The organism is Rhodococcus sp. (in: high G+C Gram-positive bacteria), from assembly GCF_049286785.1.
In the GTDB taxonomy this organism is placed as follows: domain Bacteria; phylum Actinomycetota; class Actinomycetes; order Mycobacteriales; family Mycobacteriaceae; genus Rhodococcus_F.
In genome coordinates, this window is sequence record NZ_JBAQEO010000522.1 from 1 (window position 1) to 15,594 (window position 15,594).

Annotated in this window: 16 protein-coding genes and 1 pseudogene; 4 read left to right on the top strand and 13 right to left on the bottom strand. The window is 67.1% G+C overall.

The window, feature by feature from the left end; genetic code table 11:
- From WAW17_RS18850 to WAW17_RS18870, 5 genes and pseudogenes are all read right to left on the bottom strand, one after another.
- Window positions 1-207, bottom strand: a pseudogene (locus tag WAW17_RS18850) (aminotransferase); the annotation flags it as partial.
- A gap of 367 nt (window positions 208-574) precedes the next feature.
- A complete protein-coding gene (locus tag WAW17_RS18855) occupies window positions 575-766 on the bottom strand; it encodes an antitoxin (protein WP_422334458.1) in 192 nt (63 codons plus the stop codon).
- Between the two features lie 95 nt (window positions 767-861).
- Window positions 862-3,330: an HAD-IC family P-type ATPase gene (locus WAW17_RS18860; protein WP_422334459.1), complete on the bottom strand. Its 2,469-nt coding sequence runs from the start codon at window positions 3,328-3,330 to the stop codon at window positions 862-864.
- 51 nt (window positions 3,331-3,381) lie between these two features.
- Window positions 3,382-4,497, bottom strand: coding sequence for an MBL fold metallo-hydrolase (locus WAW17_RS18865; RefSeq protein ID WP_422334460.1), 1,116 nt, complete (start codon window positions 4,495-4,497; stop codon window positions 3,382-3,384).
- 27 nt (window positions 4,498-4,524) lie between these two features.
- Complete coding sequence (locus WAW17_RS18870; protein WP_422334472.1) at window positions 4,525-5,256, bottom strand: enoyl-CoA hydratase; 732 nt, start codon at window positions 5,254-5,256, stop codon at window positions 4,525-4,527.
- 145 nt (window positions 5,257-5,401) lie between these two features.
- Here WAW17_RS18870 and WAW17_RS18875 point away from each other — a divergent pair, with 145 nt between their 5' ends.
- A complete protein-coding gene (locus WAW17_RS18875) occupies window positions 5,402-6,514 on the top strand; it encodes an NAD(P)-binding domain-containing protein (RefSeq protein WP_422334461.1) in 1,113 nt (370 codons plus the stop codon).
- An 18-nt stretch (window positions 6,515-6,532) separates the two neighbouring features.
- Here the strand turns inward: WAW17_RS18875 and WAW17_RS18880 are convergent, their stop codons facing one another.
- The 3 genes from WAW17_RS18880 to WAW17_RS18890 are packed head-to-tail and all read right to left on the bottom strand — an operon-like array spanning window position 6,533 to window position 10,086.
- Window positions 6,533-7,234, bottom strand: a complete 702-nt coding sequence (locus tag WAW17_RS18880; RefSeq protein ID WP_422334462.1) for a SanA/YdcF family protein — start codon at window positions 7,232-7,234, stop codon at window positions 6,533-6,535.
- Between the two features lie 35 nt (window positions 7,235-7,269).
- Entirely contained in the window at window positions 7,270-8,955 is a 1,686-nt protein-coding gene (locus tag WAW17_RS18885; protein WP_422334463.1) for a RecQ family ATP-dependent DNA helicase, read from the bottom strand.
- Window positions 8,956-10,086 (bottom strand): lipase family protein, encoded by a 1,131-nt coding sequence (locus WAW17_RS18890; protein WP_422334464.1) that lies wholly within the window; start codon window positions 10,084-10,086, stop codon window positions 8,956-8,958.
- 94 nt (window positions 10,087-10,180) lie between these two features.
- Between WAW17_RS18890 and WAW17_RS18895 the strand changes: the two genes are divergently transcribed.
- Entirely contained in the window at window positions 10,181-11,671 is a 1,491-nt protein-coding gene (locus WAW17_RS18895) for a phospholipase D-like domain-containing protein (protein ID WP_422334465.1), read from the top strand.
- A gap of 76 nt (window positions 11,672-11,747) precedes the next feature.
- Here WAW17_RS18895 and WAW17_RS18900 read toward each other — a convergent pair whose 3' ends face one another.
- The 4 genes from WAW17_RS18900 to WAW17_RS18915 form a co-directional block, all read right to left on the bottom strand.
- Window positions 11,748-11,876: a hypothetical protein gene (locus tag WAW17_RS18900; RefSeq protein ID WP_422334466.1), complete on the bottom strand. Its 129-nt coding sequence runs from the start codon at window positions 11,874-11,876 to the stop codon at window positions 11,748-11,750.
- A gap of 151 nt (window positions 11,877-12,027) precedes the next feature.
- Complete coding sequence (locus WAW17_RS18905; RefSeq protein ID WP_422334467.1) at window positions 12,028-12,147, bottom strand: type II CAAX prenyl endopeptidase Rce1 family protein; 120 nt, start codon at window positions 12,145-12,147, stop codon at window positions 12,028-12,030.
- A 118-nt stretch (window positions 12,148-12,265) separates the two neighbouring features.
- Entirely contained in the window at window positions 12,266-12,667 is a 402-nt protein-coding gene (locus WAW17_RS18910; protein ID WP_422334468.1) for a hypothetical protein, read from the bottom strand.
- 86 nt (window positions 12,668-12,753) lie between these two features.
- The gene (locus WAW17_RS18915) at window positions 12,754-13,209 is read right to left on the bottom strand and encodes a universal stress protein (RefSeq protein WP_422334469.1); all 456 of its coding nucleotides are present in this window, start codon (window positions 13,207-13,209) and stop codon (window positions 12,754-12,756) included.
- A 150-nt stretch (window positions 13,210-13,359) separates the two neighbouring features.
- Here WAW17_RS18915 and WAW17_RS18920 point away from each other — a divergent pair, with 150 nt between their 5' ends.
- Together WAW17_RS18920 and WAW17_RS18925 are read left to right on the top strand one after the other, a co-directional pair.
- Complete coding sequence (locus WAW17_RS18920; RefSeq protein WP_422334470.1) at window positions 13,360-13,743, top strand: hypothetical protein; 384 nt, start codon at window positions 13,360-13,362, stop codon at window positions 13,741-13,743.
- A gap of 3 nt (window positions 13,744-13,746) precedes the next feature.
- Entirely contained in the window at window positions 13,747-15,426 is a 1,680-nt protein-coding gene (locus tag WAW17_RS18925; protein WP_422334471.1) for an alpha/beta hydrolase, read from the top strand.
- Window positions 15,427-15,452: 26 nt separating this feature from the next.
- On the opposite strand, the gene WAW17_RS18930 is transcribed toward WAW17_RS18925, so the two are convergent.
- Window positions 15,453-15,594 (bottom strand): SGNH hydrolase domain-containing protein (locus WAW17_RS18930; RefSeq protein ID WP_422334473.1); only part of this gene is annotated, 142 nt, incomplete at its 5' end.

The following is a 15,594-nucleotide window of genomic DNA, read 5'->3' on the forward strand; positions in this document are numbered from 1 at the left end:
CGGGAGCACCTGCTGGCGGATGAAGTCCTCGAGGAAATCCAGCGACCGACCGGAGGCGGTGTAGTCGGCGTAGGTAATCCGGCGCCGACCGTAGGGTCCCTCCAGGACCTCACCCTCACCGATCACCCCCCGCCGGACCCGCTCGAGCAAGGGTGAGGTGGGCACCGGCCCTGCTGACACGTCCACGTTCCCGGTCACCTCAGACATGTGGCCACTCCTTCCTCCGCAGGGGACCAGGACCCCGCTGTCGCCAGCGTGCCCCGGGGACAAAGGCCACGCCAGGGCCATTGGTCCCCGGGACGGGACAACTACGCCTGTGCCGGCAGCTGCGTTTTGTTGGGCGAGGGGGGCCTGCAGATCGCGGCGTTTGGCGACACTCGTCACCGCGATGGCCGCGATGGCCGCGATGACGACCAGAAGCACCATGACCCCGTTCACGCCTCGATTGTGCCGCGCCCGTCCGCCGACCGTGACGCATCGGCACAGTTCGCCCGCACGGTTCGCCGGGGCAGTTCACCGGCACAGACACGTGCACCCCCGGCCCGAAGACCGAGGGTGCATCGCTGCAGCAGTGTCACTCCTTCGGCGGCACAGCCTTCTTCGCGGCCTCGGCAGCCTTGTCGATCTTGTCGCTGTACTTGCCGCTCGTCTTCTTGTCCGCGACGTCGGCAGCCTTGTCGATGGCGTCGTGCACCTTGTCCGCGTTCTCCGACGCGACCTCTTTGCCCTTACCCAGCAGGCCCTTCAGCGTATTGACGAAACTCATCGTTCATCCTCCTCCGGTGCGTATGCACCTCAGTCACCGCGAGTTGGTCAACTCGCCCGGCACCCGGACTCCCGGGTACCCGAGACACGAATATCCTAGTGCTCTCCCGGCAGGTCCTCCGGCGGCTCGAACAGCCGGCGATGCTCACCGTGCAGGCGACCGGATATCCACCATCCGATCTCGACCAGAACGACGCCCACGAGTCCGCACACCACCGCAGACGCGGTGGCAGCGACGTTGGTGGGATCGAGCTTGAAGAATTCCCGGGTGAACGGAAGCGCGAAGAGGATGAGGTATCCGCCGGCCGAGCAGAAGATCAGCAGCAGCTTCCACCAGACGTAGGGACGCGCGACCACGGCCAGCACCCACAACGCGATCATGATGAGGGTGATCAACGCGGAGGTCCCCGCCTGCACCTTCTGCGTTTCCGTCTGCTCCGGGCCCGCGTAGACCAGAAGATACGAAATGAACGTCGTGACTCCGATGATCACACCCGACGGAACGGCCAGTCGCATCACCCGAGGTACGAAACCGGAGCGTGCGCGTTCGTTGTTGGGCGCCAACGACAGGATGAACGCGGGAATACCGATCGTGAACCATGCGGCGATCGTCACGTGCCGCGGCAGGAACGGATACGGGACCGGGTCGAAACCGAAGACCTGCGACAGCACACCGGACATTCCGACGAGGAACGCCAGCAACACCGAATACACGGTCTTGGTGAGAAACAGGTTGGAGACGCGCTCGATGTTGCCGATCACCCGACGGCCCTCGGCCACCACATAGGGCAGAGTGGCGAATTTGTTGTCCAGCAACACGATCTGCGCAACCGCACGGGTGGCGGGGCTGCCCGAGCCCATCGACACGCCGATGTCTGCGTCCTTGAGCGCGAGGACGTCGTTGACGCCGTCTCCCGTCATCGCGACAGTGTGGCCACGAGACTGTAAGGCGCCCACCATCTCCCGCTTCTGATCGGGTCGCACACGCCCGAAGGTGGTGGCCACCTCGAGGGTGTCGGCCAACGTCTGCCGATCCGACGGCAGATCCCGCGCATCGACGGGACGGTCGCCGCCCGGCAGTCCGAGCGACGCGGCGACGGCCCCTACCGAGACTGCGTTGTCGCCGGAAATCACCTTCACCGTCACGTTCTGACTGGCGAAGTACTCGAGGGTGTCGCGGGCATCGGGCCGCACCCGCTGCTCCAGGATCACCAGCGCACGTGGGGCGATCGCCCCTGGCGCTCTGTCGTCGTCCACGGCGACGTCGCAACTGCCGAGAAGCAGGACCCGCAGCCCGGATGCGCCCAGTTCGTCGGCCTGCCGAGCCATGTCACTGCCCTCGTCGAGCAGCACGTCCGGCGCACCGAGAACCCAGTTGCCGTGCGGGCCGTACGACTGGCCACTCCACTTCGTGGCCGACGAGAACGGCGCCACCGCGGTGGCCTCACCCCACCCCGGATCGTCCGGAAAAGCTTCCTCGATCGCGAGGACACTGGCGTTGGGGCGCGGATCGGACGCCGCCATCGCGGCCAGAGCTGCCCGGCACGCCTCCGTATCCTCTGTTACGGCACAACGCAGTTCGGACAATCGCATACCGGACTCGGTGAGAGTTCCGGTCTTGTCGGCGCACACCACGTCCACCCGGGCAAGCCCCTCGATGGCCGGCAATTCCTGCACGAGGCACTGTCGCTGCCCGAGCCGGACCACGCCCACCGCGAACGCGATGGACGTCATCAGCACGAGACCTTCGGGAACCATCGGCACCAAAGCCGCCACCATCCCACTCAGAGCGGGACCTACCGACTCACCACTCGAGAACAACTGGTTGTAGATGATGAGGAGTCCCGCCGGAATCATCAGATACGTGATGAACCTGAGGATCTGGTCGATGCCGCTGCGCAACTCCGAATGCACGAGCGTGAACTTGCTGGCCTCCTCCGCCAGTTTGGCGGCGTACGCCTCGCTCCCCACCTTCGCGGCACGGTACGAGCCGCTGCCGGAGGAGACGAAACTCCCCGACAGCACCTGTGCGCCGACGTCCTTCTCCACCGGATCAGCCTCGCCGGTGAGCAGCGACTCGTCGACGTCGAGAGACATCGACTCGACCACGACACCGTCGACGACGATCTGGTCCCCTGCGCCCAGTTCGATGATGTCGTCGAGGACCACTTCCCGGGGCGCCATCGCCACGGCGACACCGTCGCGGCGAATTACCGGTTTGGCCTGACTGACGATCGCCAGCTTGTCGAGGGTCCGTTTGGCGCGGATCTCCTGAATGATGCCGATTCCGCTGTTCGCGATGATCAGCAGGCCGAACATTCCGTCGATGACGGACCCCGTCGCCAACACGATGATCAACAACACCCCGAGGATCGCGTTGATCCGGGTGAATACGTTGCCGCGCACGATTTCGCGAACCGATCGGCTCGCCCGGTCGGGCACATCGTTCGTCTGCCCCGCCGCTACCCGTTCGGCCACTTCGGCCGCCGTCAAGCCCTCCAGGGCAACAACGGCCACACCGTCGGAGCCTCCCTTTTCCAGGGGTCGATAGCTTTCGTACGCCATGGGCCAAAGGTTACGCATCGAACCCGGGAACCGGCGGACCTCGGTGGGGCTTCAGCCCACAGCCGTCCACCAGTGCGGATGCGAACCCGGTTTCAACGCATCGATCCGTTGTCCCGGCATCGGGACCGATACCACCGTTCCTGCCGCCTCCGCCGCCGTGAGCAACCGGACGACCGGCTCGGACCAGGTGTGAAAAGCGAGGTTGAACGTCGCCCAGTGCACCGGAACCAGCAGGCCGCTGGCCGCGTCGCCGCGGCCGAGGTCGGTGTGGGTCTGCACCGCCTCCTCCGGGTTCATGTGGACGTCCGCCCACCGGGTGTCGTAGGCGCCGACCGGGAGAAGTGTGAGATCGAACGGACCGTAATGTTGCCCCAGGTCGGCGAAGCGTGGGGTGTATCCACTGTCACCGCCGAAGAACACCTTGCGTGTCGGCCCGGCCAGAACCCAGGACGCCCACTGGGTGGAGTTGCGTTTCAGCCCGCGGCCGGAGAAGTGACGCGCCTCGGTGCACGTGAGTGTGAGCGCGCCGAGAGTGGTCGACTCGTTCCAGTCGAGTTCGACGATCCGGTCTTCCGGCACCCGCCACCGGCGCAGGTGCGCACCGAGCCCGACCGGCACGACGAACGGCGCCTTCTGGGTGGACGCGAGTTGCTGCACCGTTGCCATGTCGAGGTGGTCGTAGTGGTCGTGGGAGACGACGATCGCGTCGAGCGCAGGAAGGTCGGCCAACGCGACCGGTGTGGGGTGCATACGGGACGGCCCGAGGACGGAGGACGGCGACACTCTCTCACTCCACACGGGGTCCGCGAGCACCCGGAATCCGTCGACCTCGACGAGAACACTCGAGTGGCCGTACCAGGTGACGGCGGCCTCGGCTGCATCGACGGGCGCGAGCGGGGTGGCCAGCGGAATGGGCCGCTGTGGGCGACCGGTCGACCCTCTCGTGACGAGTGCCTTGAGAAGGCCGGTCTCCGATCCGGGCACCAACGTGCTGCTCGGATCGGTGTTGTGGAACTGCCGGTTCCGGTATCTCGGCGACGACGCGGCGTAGGGCCGGACCTGCCCGTGGGACGCCCCGATCTGCGACGGCAGACCCCATGTGGCGCGGGTCAGCCATCCGACTGCGGCAGTGGCCAGGACAGAGGTCGCCGCGTGTTTCGCCTTCATCCCGCCCACTGTAACCGCGGGGTCGGATCAGCGACCCCTGAATACGGGCGGGCGCTTCTCCTGACGGGCCACCCGGGCCTCGCGCGCGTCCTCGCTCTTCCAGGCTGCGTGCAACGCCGCGAGCTGCTCGGGCGGTGGTGGACTCTGGGTGCCGTCGTCGTTGAGGACCATCTTGAGATGCTGCAACGACAGTGGGGCGAGCTGCGCGATGGTGTTCGCCCACCGCTGCGCCGCGACGAGATCGCCGCGCTTGTTCGCGAGACCCCGCGTGTATGCCTCTTCGGCTTCGATCTGTTCCGCACCGAGCAGGATCGTGCGGGCGGGCCCGCCGCCGATCAGCGCGACCAGGCGATGCACCGTCCATCGATCGACGGAGATTCCGAGCTTGGCCGCCGGGACGGCGAAGCGGGCCTCGGGGGCGACCACCCGCAGGTCTGCGGCGAGCGCGAGCTGGGTGCCCGCACCGATCGCGGGACCGTTCACCGCCGCGATGACGGGTACGGGCACCGAGTCGATGGTGTGGAGCATCTCGAGCAGGGTGTCGGTGAAGCCCTCCGCGTAGACGTCGCCGGACAGGTCGGCGCCGGCGCAGAACGTCGTGCCCTGACCGGTGAGCACGATCACCCGCGCCCCCTCGGACACGACCCCCTCCACCTGCTCGCGGAGCTGTTCACAGAGTTCGCTGTTCAGCGCATTCCGGCGGTCGGGCCGCTGCAGCTCCAGGGTGAAGACGTCGCCGTCGCGACTCGTCCCGATCATGTCCACTCGCTTTCCACTCAACGCTCTCCATTTTGCGATCGATCACATGCCCGCCCGACGCGGCAGCTGCCAGCCAACCACACGACATCGTCGCCGGAACACCTGAGGCGGCCGGGTGGTTGTGCAGGGGGAGGTGAGGACGGACATGGATTACGACGTCGACGTGACAGTGATCGGCGCGGGTCAGGCGGGCCTGTCGGCCGCCTACTACCTGCGGAAGTTCGGGGTGCCGCCGGAGACCGGGTTCGTGGTTCTCGACCACGCACCGGGGCCGGGCGGGGCCTGGCAGTTCCGGTGGCCGTCGTTGACGCTGAGCACCGTCAACGGGGTGCACGATCTGCCGGGGCTGAGCTTCGCCGACACGGTAGGTGTCGACGTGCAGGATCCCGCGGCGGGCCGGGTGCATGCGTCCGTTGCGGTGCCGCAGTACTTCGCGACGTACGAGAAACAGTTCGAGCTGCCGGTGCATCGGCCGGTGCATACCCGGGTGGTGTGCGGGCGGGACGAACGTCTTCGGATCGAGACCGACAGTCTTCGGATCGAGACCGACAGGGGTGTCGTCCGGTCTCGTGGCGTGATCAACGCCACCGGCACGTGGGAGCGCCCGTTCGTCCCCCACTATCCCGGCGCGCAGTTGTTCACCGGCCGCCAGCTGCATACCAAGGACTATTCGTCGGCCCGGGACTTCGCTGGACAACATGTTCTCGTGGTCGGCGGTGGCATCTCTGCGGTGCAACTGCTCGACGAGATTTCACGTGTCACCTCGACGACGTGGGTGACTCGGCGGGAACCGGAGTTCCGGGACGAGCCGTTCACCCCCGAGATCGGTCACGCCGCCGTCGCTGTGGTCGAGGACCGGGTGCGCCGCGGCCTGCCTCCGGGGTCGGTGGTGTCGGTGACGGGGCTGCCGGTGACTCCCGCGATCCGTGCCGCCCGCGAACGCGGCGCGCTCACCCGTCAGCCGATGTTCTCCGAGATCACCCCCGACGGAGTCCGCTGGGCCGACGGCCATGAGCTGAAAGTCGATGTGATTTTGTGGTGCACCGGGTTTCGGAGTTCGCTCGACCATCTGGCACCGCTGCGTCTGCGCGGTCCGGGCGGTGGAATCACGATGACCGGCAGGCTGGCCACCCAGGTGGCCGCTGACCCGCGCATTCACCTCGTCGGCTACGGACCGTCGTCGTCGACGATCGGCGCGAACAGGGCCGGACAGGCGGCGGCCGGTGAACTCACCCGACACCTGGGACTGCGTGCCTGAAGCCGGTCTCCGCGGATGTCAACGTTCGGACGCTGCGGTGAGCGCATCGTCGGGAGGCGAGACCACCGCCGGGTCGCGACCGGACATCAGATCCAGAACCGCCTTCGGCCGCGCCAGCCATTCCCGGGCGTAGTTCCGCACCACCGCAAGCCGGTTGCACTCGCACGCGCCTTCCACACCGTCGGCATCCATGCCCGCATTCCGGCACAGCGCCACCGCCCGCGGCACGTGCAGACCCTGGCTGACGATCAACGCCCTACTCACGCCATACGTATGTACTGCCCGCGCGCATGTGTCGTACGTGTCGAGACCGTAGCCGTCACCCACGATGCGGTCCCGGTCGACTCCGGCAGCCACCAGATACTCGGTCATCGCCTGGATCTCGTTGCCCGACTTGCCGTTCGCGTCACCGGACACCAGCACCGCCCGCGCCTTACCGTCCTCGATCAACCGGACTGCGACGTCGAGTCGCCCGGAGAGGAATCGCATCGGCTTCCCGTCACGTACCTGGGATCCGAGCACGATCACCACCGGGGCCTCCGGTGCGTCACGGACTTCGTGAACGCGGCCGGACGCCGCGAACGCAACCCACCCGGCGGACGCGAGCACAACGACCCCGGCGAGCACACCGACCGCAACCGACCAGCGGATCAGACGCCGGACGATCCTTGTCGACCGACTTCTCGTCACGTTCGTCGACCGCGAGGCAGCTTCCGTCATGACCTGATCCAAGCACGCCACAGCCCGATCACTGTTCAGTCGGGAGCCGGCACCGCCCGCAGGTGCAGGAGGTTCGACTTCCCGAGGGCGTCGAGGGACAGGGTCCGATAGCCCTGCTCGTCGAACAGCACGGTGATGCGGTCGTTCTCCACACGCATCACCACACCATCACCCCAAGTATCATGCGTGACAAGTGAATCGATAGGAAACGGCAGCTCCTGCGGGGCCGGTGCGACGTCGGCGACGGGGTGTGCGTCGCATCGGTCACAGTTGCCGCACGGATGCGCCAGTTGTTCACCGAAATAACCGAGCAGGAACTGCCGTCGGCACTGGTATGTCTCCGCGTAGCCGCGCATCATCTCCACACGTGAGCGATCCATGCGTTCACCCACCTCGTCCATATGTACCGCCGCGGCCACGGCTTCCGACGGCGTCATCGCAGTGGAAACGAAGCCGTCGCGGCCGGAACGCACCGCCCCGGCCTGTTCGAGCAGATTGAGCGCGTTCGTCAAGGTTCGACCGCGGATATCGAGCAGGGCGCGCAACTCCCGCGCCGACGTCGGGGTCGATGGGACAGCCTCATACACCCGTCGCAGAACGTCGGGCTGCGGCCGGCGCATGGCGAAGAAGTGCCGCAGGGCAAGATCTTCGGGTCTGTAGAACAGCAGGGCCAGGGCCGGCTCGCCGTCGCGCCCGGCCCGGCCGATCTCCTGATAGTAGTTGTCCAGCGATTCGGGCACAGCCTCGTGCAGCACGAAACGGATGCCCGGCTTGTCGATGCCCATCCCGAACGCGGAGGTCGCGACCACCACGTCGTATCGGTCGTCGCGGAACCCTTGGTGCACCGCCGCTCGCTCGGCCGCCCGCATGCCGCCGTGATATGCCGCGGCGCGCAACCCGCGCTCGGCCAACCGCCCCGCGTAGAACGCGGCATCCTTTCGGGTGGCCACATACACGAGGCCCGGACCGACGAAGGCGGCCGCCCGAGCCAGGACCGCGCGCTGCTTGTCGACATCGCGGACGTAGCGCTGCACCTCGAGGTGAAGATTCGGACGGTCGAACCCGGTCGCGACCACCACGGGATCGCGCAGCCGCAACTGCGTGATGATCTCCTCGCGCACCGGCGGCGAGGCTGTCGCCGTGAGGGCGAGGACGGGGGGATGCCCGAGAGCGTCGACAGCCGCGCCGAGACGCAGGAAATCCGGCCGGAAATCGTGACCCCAGGCGGCGACGCAGTGCGCCTCGTCCACCACGATCAGGGAGACATCGGCCTCGGCGAGACGCCCGAGCACGTCTTCTTTGGCCAATTGCTCCGGCGAGAGGAACAGGTATTCGGCCCCGTTACCGGTGACGATGTCCCATGCCCGGGCGATCCCCCGTCCCCCGAGTGTGGAATTGAGCGCAAGGGCGATGGGTGCGTCGTCGGCGGCCTCGATGCCCGCCACCTGGTCGTGCTGCAGTGCAATGAGCGGAGAGATCACCAGCGTGATGCCGTCGATCATGGCCGCGGCAACCTGGTAGATCGCCGACTTTCCGTAACCCGTGCGCATCGCCGCCAGCACGTCTCGGCCCGAGAGCAGTGGTTCCATCGCATCGAGCAGACCGGGACGCAGGATGTCCCATCCGAAGTCTTCCCGCGCGATGCGCTGCAGCTCCTCGCGCTGACGCTCCGTCACCTGCTCCGCCTTCCGGTCGATTACCGGAAACAGGCTAGTGCGCATTCAGTTCGCGGATCGGAACAGGGCGTCCACGAAGGCCCACTGGTCGGGTTCGGCCTGGTACATGCCGGATTGGTGTCCGCCCGGATACACCCGGTAATCGGGCTGTGTGCCCGACCGTCGCATGTCGCCGACGAGCTTCTCGGTGAGCGGTATCGGCACGGACGCGTCGGTGATGCCCTGCGCGATCATGAGGGGGCGGTCGTAACCGGCAACGGGGACTTCGAGGTACTCACGAAGGGCCGCCTGCAGTTCGGGCACATCGAGTGAGCGCGCGAGCATCTGGGAGACCGCGACGCCGCGCGTCCGGTCCGCGAATTCGCGGAACGGCAAGTCCGGGGCGGAATCCACCAACTGTTTCCCGAGAGGTGTGAGATAGCGGTCGACCATCAGCTCCGGATATGCGTCGCGCAGGCCGGCGATGAGATACGACATGTACACGGTCAGTCCGGCGAGGCCCTGCGGCGGGAACCAGGGCCCACCCCACGGTGCCAGCGTCTCGATATTGGACGGGACCCCGCTGGCCACGGCCCCGCGGTAGTCGAGTTCCGGTGCGTAGCCGGTGGCCGCGTGCGCGGCGAACACCGCAGCCTGCCCGCCCTGGGAAAGCCCCACCGCCGCCCATGCCGGCGACAGCCCGGGATCGATCTCCCGGGCCGCCCGAACGGAGTCGATCACGCTCCGCCCGGCCACCTTGCCGTCCAGGTACGGCGGTATCTCCGGGGTGCCGAGACCCACGTAGTCGGTGGCGACGACGGCATAACCGCGCCGCAGCCACCCGCTGACGTAGGCCGCGTTTCCGTCGTTCACTCCGGTGACGGACGGGGCGTCGTGGTCGGAGTTGCCGACGGTGCCGTGCGCCCACGCGATCACCGGACGGCCACCGGGCGGGGCCGGACCGGGCGGCACGAACAGCATGCCGGTGCATTCCGTGGGACCCCGGCGGTCGATCGTCACGTACGTCATCCGGTGGGCGGACCCGGTGCCCGGGAGCCACAGGTCCGCCGGCAGCGGCGACAGCTCGACCACGGCGCCCGGTCGCACGTCCGCCCGCGCGGGATCAGCACCGATCGGAAGTGCCCACAGCACGCTGACCAGTGCGAGCAACGCCACGATGCGCCACGAACGCCGCACCCTTCAACGGTAGAGGGGCGCGGATGCCGCAGTAGGCTGAATCGTCGACCCGCCCGGGAAGTGAAGATTCGAAGGACCGGAGGAGCTGAGACACATGAGCGACGAAGACCCGATTCTCACCCCCGGTGACACCTGCTGGCAGATCGCGCACGCCGACCGGCTGGCATGCATCATCGACGCCGCGGACTACTTCCGGCACGCGAAGTCCGCGATGCTGCAGTCCCGGCGACGGATCATCCTGATCGGCTGGGATTTCGACACCCGGATCAAGCTCGAACCCCACGGCAAGACCCTCGAGGGCCCCAATCGGCTCGGCAAGTTCCTGGCCTGGCTCACCCGCGAGCGCCCGGACCTCGAGATCTACCTACTCAAATGGAACATCGGCGCGTTCGCGGCGATCGGCCGGGGTATGACCCCCATCTTCGTGTCCAACTGGATGACCGATCGACGCCTGCGTTTCGAGATGGACGCCGCCCACCCGATCGGGGCGGCACACCACCAGAAGATCATCGTGATCGACGACGCGCTCGCGTTCTGCGGTGGTATCGACATGACCGTCGACCGGTGGGATACCTCGGATCACCGGGACGACGATCACTACCGCACCAAGCCCAACGGCGATCGTTACGGGCCGTGGCACGACGCCACCACTGCCGTCGACGGAGACGCCGCCAGGGCCGTCGGCGAGATGGCCCGCGACCGCTGGAAAACCGCGACAGGAAGAGAGCTCGAACCGATCGACGGCCACGACACGCCCTGGCCGGAAGACCTCGAGCCGACCATGACGTCGGTGGATGTGGCGGTCGCGCGCACGCTGCCCGAACTCGACGATCGCCGTGAGGTCCGGGAGATCGAAGCGCTGTACCTGGCGGCCATCGCAGGGGCCACCCGGTCGCTGTACATCGAGAGCCAGTACTTGGCGTCACGCACCCTCGCCGAGGCGATCGCAGCGAGGCTGCGGGAGCCGGGCGGTCCGGAGATCGTTCTCGTCCTGCCACGCAACGCCGAGGGCTGGCTGGAGCAGAAGGCTATGGACGGCGCCCGTCGTGCGTTGCTCCATCTGCTGTGGACGGCAGATACCGAACACCGTCTCGGCGTCTACTACCCCGTCACCGCGAGGGGCAACCCCATCTACGTCCACGCCAAGGTCCTGGTGATGGATGACCGGTTGCTGCGCGTCGGTTCGTCCAATCTCAACAACCGTTCCATGGGTTTCGACACCGAATGCGACCTGGCGGTGGAAGTCACCGCCAGCACACCGAACGGCGAGCAACTCCGCGACGCTATCCTCGGTATCCGCACGCGACTGCTCCGTGAGCATCTGGATGTCACCGCCGAACAGTTCGAAGAGGCCCTCGCCGAGAACTCCTCGCTCCTGCATGCCGTCGACACGCTGCGGGGCAGCGGCCGGACACTCGCCAAGTTCGAACGGGACACGGTCGAGGACGAGGAGTCCCTCCTCGCCGAAAATGCGCTGATGGATCCCGAAACCACAGCCCCGCACGGATGGGACAAGACGGCATGGGTTCGGCTGCGGCGCCGGATGATTCGCCGTCGACGAAAGCCGGCCGCCTCCGCGTCGTAGGCGTCCCTTTGCGAGGACTCGGCGGCGGGTGCGGCATCGAATTCCCGTACCCGCCACCGAATATGAGCCTGCTCGGTCAGTCCGCGAGTTCGTCGACGTCGTGTTTGATCGTCACATCACTGATGAGAAGGCCCGCCCCGAGGGCCATGACGCCGAGGCCGAGGCCGAGCGCGGCGCCGCCGAGTCCGAAAATGATTCCGAGCATGGTGTCTCCCTGAATGTGGTAGGTGAACTGACGAACACCTACGACTCTGACCGCTGCGCACCGAGCCGATAAGGCACCCCAGGGTGGTTCGGTCCCCACCCCGGCGCGGTCTACTCCAGGCGCGGCCTACTCCAATGCAGCGTCGGAAGCACTACGAGCGACGGACCCGTGACGGAAGATTGAACAGGATGTGGAACAGAACACCGGGCATGATGCTGCCGGTGATCGCGACCAAGAGCGCGAGAACGATACCGATGGCAATGTTGACCACGATCTACTCAGAACCGGGGTTGCGCATGCTGTTCCACGCGTCGACTCGATCTTACGGGCCACCGTGGTCGGGTGCAGAAGCCGTTTCGGTTGCCGGTCGTACCGAGGACTCGGACGGCTTACGGGTTCGGGTGGTCCGGCTGATCCGGCTGATCGAGAACCCCGACCGTGACTCCGAAGGGAAGGAAGCGCACCGATCGCCGCGGATCGGTGTTGTGCTTGTGAGCGCGGAGGGCGTCGAGTTCGGTGGCATACACCTGCTCGACGCGCGCGAGCCCCTCCGCGTCGACGGTGTAGATCACCCACACACCGTCACCGGTCTCCCCTGCCGTTTCCGGTCGCGGACCGGGTCGCGGCGTCCTGGCGATGTCGGCGAAGATGCCGGTCCACGGGATCGGCGCATCCGGCTGGTCGAGGAACCTGACGATCCTGTCCTTGAAGTCGCGCAGTTCCTCGCCTGCCTCACGGACCACACGATCGAACTCTTCGGGATCGAACCCGAACGGTCTGTTGTTTCCCATCACGGTCTCCTGCCGATCCGACCCCACCATTTCGCCCACCGGCGGGTACTTCCAGTGTGGCCGCCGGAGCCGCCCGGCACCAGAAGTCAGGCGTCGTTTTCCGGAGACTTCGGATGCACCACCAGGACCGGGCATGCCGCGTGCTCGGCGCAGTGAGAACTGACCGAACCCAGCAGCAGACCGGTGAACCCGCCGTGACCTCTGCTGCCCACGATCAGCATTTCGGCGCCTCTGCTCGCCTCCACGAGCACGCGGGCCGGGTGCCCTTCGCGGACCGACTCGTGCAGCCCCGCCGGCGCGGTGTCGCCGAACGCCGACGTGAGTGAATCCGTGAGTATCTGCGCAGCGTCGACATCCGGACGATAGTCCGCCGGGACCGCAGCGAGCCCGTAGTAGGTGGGAAACTCCCAGGCTGCGACGGCCTCGATGTCCGCGCCGAGGGGCCCGGCGAGGCGCGCCGCCCACCGAAGTGCGTCTATCGACGACTCGGAGCCGTCGACTCCCACCACTATCCGCCGATCCGATGTGCTGTCGCTGGTCACTGTTCCTTCTCTCGCCATGGGCTCATCCATCAAGTGCGGCACCCATTCTCGTCGACGATGCCGGATCCGGCTGAACTTCGGCGCTATAGTTGCGCGAACACCAGAAGAGACCGCGTCCTCGCCTGCGGCCCAGCGCGAAAGGATCAGCCCATGCTTCGCTTCCTGCTACGGGTCGCCGTGTTCCTGGGGTCGGCCGCGATCGGCATTCTGGCAGCCGTGTGGCTCATCCCGGATGTGTCGGTGAGTGTCACGGGATTCCTCACCGTGGTTGTTCTGTTCGCGATCGCACAGGGTGTTCTGTCGCCGTTCATCGCGAAGATTGCGGCGAGGAACGCCCCTGCCTTCCTCGGTGGGATCGGCCTCGTATCCACCTTCGTTGCGCTACTGATCGCCTCGCTCTTCGGCGGGTTGACGATAAACGGTTGGCGCAACTGGGTTCTTGCGACGATGGTCGTGTGGCTGGCCACCGTCATCGCGACCCTTGTCCTGCCCTTGGTGGTCTTCCGCAACAAAGTGACCGAGAGCAAGACGTAACGGATGGGCCACCTCGAAGTGCAATCGAATGCTGCGCCGGCCACTGGCTGGGCTCGTCGATTCCACCCGGTGGGGCTTGCATTCGCGTTGCTCTTCTTCGTGTGGTCCATTACTCCTTCGCTGCTGCCACGGGTCTGGTACCTGCAAGGTGTCGCCACTGGAATGAGCATCGCCACCGGTTACGGAATCGGTTGCCTGATCGCGTGGGTGGTGCGCCGCTGTGGGATCGAACCCGGTTGGTCCGAGAGGACTCGCCGGATCGGGTGGTGGACGCTGGCGGTCGTGGCGATCGTTGCCGTTCCGACGTTCTTGATCCTCGGGTCGTGGTGGCAGCAGATCATGCGCGACCTCGTCGGGGTGCCCCGTGCCGCCCGGGCCAACTACCTACTGGTGCTGCTGGTGTCCCAGCTCGTCGGGCTTCTGCTGCTCCAGATCGGCCGAGGAATTCGTGCCGGCACGAACCGGTTGACCCGATTCGGTGGACGCTTCGTTCCCGCACCGGTCGCCCGACTGGTGGCGGTGGTTCTGGTGGTGGTGCTCGGTGTGTTCGTCCTCAACGGAGCGCTCCATCAGGGCATTCTCGCCGCCGCGGAGTCCTCGGCCGAAGTCGCTGATCGGTCCACGGCCGACGGCGTCGAGCAGCCCACCGCACCGGAACGATCCGGATCACCCGCCTCCGCCGAGGCCTGGGACACGCTGGGGCGGGAAGGCCGCACATTCGTGGCCGGCGGACCGGCCGCCCAGCAGATCGAGAGCGCCACCGGCGCACCGGCACTCACCCCGATCCGGGTGTACGCGGGCCGCGAATCCGCCGACACGATCGACGGCATCGCCGCCCGCGTGGTCGCGGAGCTCGAGCGCACCGCGGCGTTCGACCGGAAGACCTTGGCCGTGGTCACCACCACCGGGCGCGGCTGGGTGAACGGGAACGTCGCCGGCGCCTTCGAGTACATCAACGGTGGGAACTCGGCTATCGCGGCGATGCAGTACTCCTTCCTCCCCAGTGCGCTGTCCTTCGTCGCCGACCGGGAAACGCCCCAGGTGGCCGGCCGCGCACTGTTCGAGGCGGTGTACGCGGCATGGTCGGCCCGGCCGGAGGGATCGCGGCCGAAGCTGGTGGTGTTCGGCGAAAGCCTCGGTTCCTACGGCGGGCAGTCGGCGTTCGCGTCCGGCGAGGACATCGTCGCCCGCACCGATGGTGCACTCCTGGTAGGCACCCCGAACTTCGCGCAGCCGTGGGGACGGATCACCGACGATCGGGATGCAGGCTCACCCGAGCGACTTCCCGTGGTGAACCAGGGCCGGGAGATTCGGTTCGCTTCCCGTCCCGACGACGCGAACATTCCGGGGCCGTGGGAGTTTCCACGGGTGGTGTTCTGGCAGCATGCCAGCGACCCCATCACGTGGTGGTCCTTCGATCTGGCGTTGCAGAAACCCGACTGGCTGCGTGAGCCGCTGGGACCGGATGTGGATCCCGGGATGCGGTGGCTGCCGTTCGTCACGTTCTGGCAGGTGACGCTGGACATGGTGTTCTCCGCCGACGTTCCGGCCGGATTCGGCCACGCCTACGGACCGGAGGCCGCGGATCTGTGGGCCGACATCCTGGCGCCCGAGGGCTGGGACGACGCGACCACCGCGCGGGTACGTGAGGCGCTGGCCCCGGCCGATCGCACAGTCCCCTGAACCTGCCCGCACCCACAGTGGGCGGCTCAGCCCCGGGCGAGGGCGCGGTCGGCCAGCGCGGCGACCACGGGCGCGAGCGCCTGTGCGTGCACGTTCGTCAGATGGTTGTCGTCGCGGTACACCAGATCGTTGCCGATGATGACCGGGCAGCGGTCGGCGGCGCAGAAC

Bases quoted from the DNA above. Each gene is read 5' to 3' on its own strand.
- WAW17_RS18855 (WP_422334458.1), bottom strand. From the start codon at position 766: ATGAGTTTCGTCAATACGCTGAAGGGCCTGCTGGGTAAGGGCAAAGAG.
- WAW17_RS18860 (WP_422334459.1), bottom strand. From the start codon at position 3,330: ATGGCGTACGAAAGCTATCGACCCCTGGAAAAGGGAGGCTCCGACGGT.
- WAW17_RS18865 (WP_422334460.1), bottom strand. From the start codon at position 4,497: ATGAAGGCGAAACACGCGGCGACCTCTGTCCTGGCCACTGCCGCAGTC.
- WAW17_RS18870 (WP_422334472.1), bottom strand. From the start codon at position 5,256: ATGATCGGGACGAGTCGCGACGGCGACGTCTTCACCCTGGAGCTGCAG.
- WAW17_RS18875 (WP_422334461.1), top strand. From the start codon at position 5,402: ATGGATTACGACGTCGACGTGACAGTGATCGGCGCGGGTCAGGCGGGC.
- WAW17_RS18880 (WP_422334462.1), bottom strand. From the start codon at position 7,234: ATGACGGAAGCTGCCTCGCGGTCGACGAACGTGACGAGAAGTCGGTCG.
- WAW17_RS18885 (WP_422334463.1), bottom strand. From the start codon at position 8,955: ATGCGCACTAGCCTGTTTCCGGTAATCGACCGGAAGGCGGAGCAGGTG.
- WAW17_RS18895 (WP_422334465.1), top strand. From the start codon at position 10,181: ATGAGCGACGAAGACCCGATTCTCACCCCCGGTGACACCTGCTGGCAG.
- WAW17_RS18900 (WP_422334466.1), bottom strand. From the start codon at position 11,876: ATGCTCGGAATCATTTTCGGACTCGGCGGCGCCGCGCTCGGCCTCGGC.
- WAW17_RS18910 (WP_422334468.1), bottom strand. From the start codon at position 12,667: ATGGGAAACAACAGACCGTTCGGGTTCGATCCCGAAGAGTTCGATCGT.
- WAW17_RS18920 (WP_422334470.1), top strand. From the start codon at position 13,360: ATGCTTCGCTTCCTGCTACGGGTCGCCGTGTTCCTGGGGTCGGCCGCG.
- WAW17_RS18925 (WP_422334471.1), top strand. From the start codon at position 13,747: ATGGGCCACCTCGAAGTGCAATCGAATGCTGCGCCGGCCACTGGCTGG.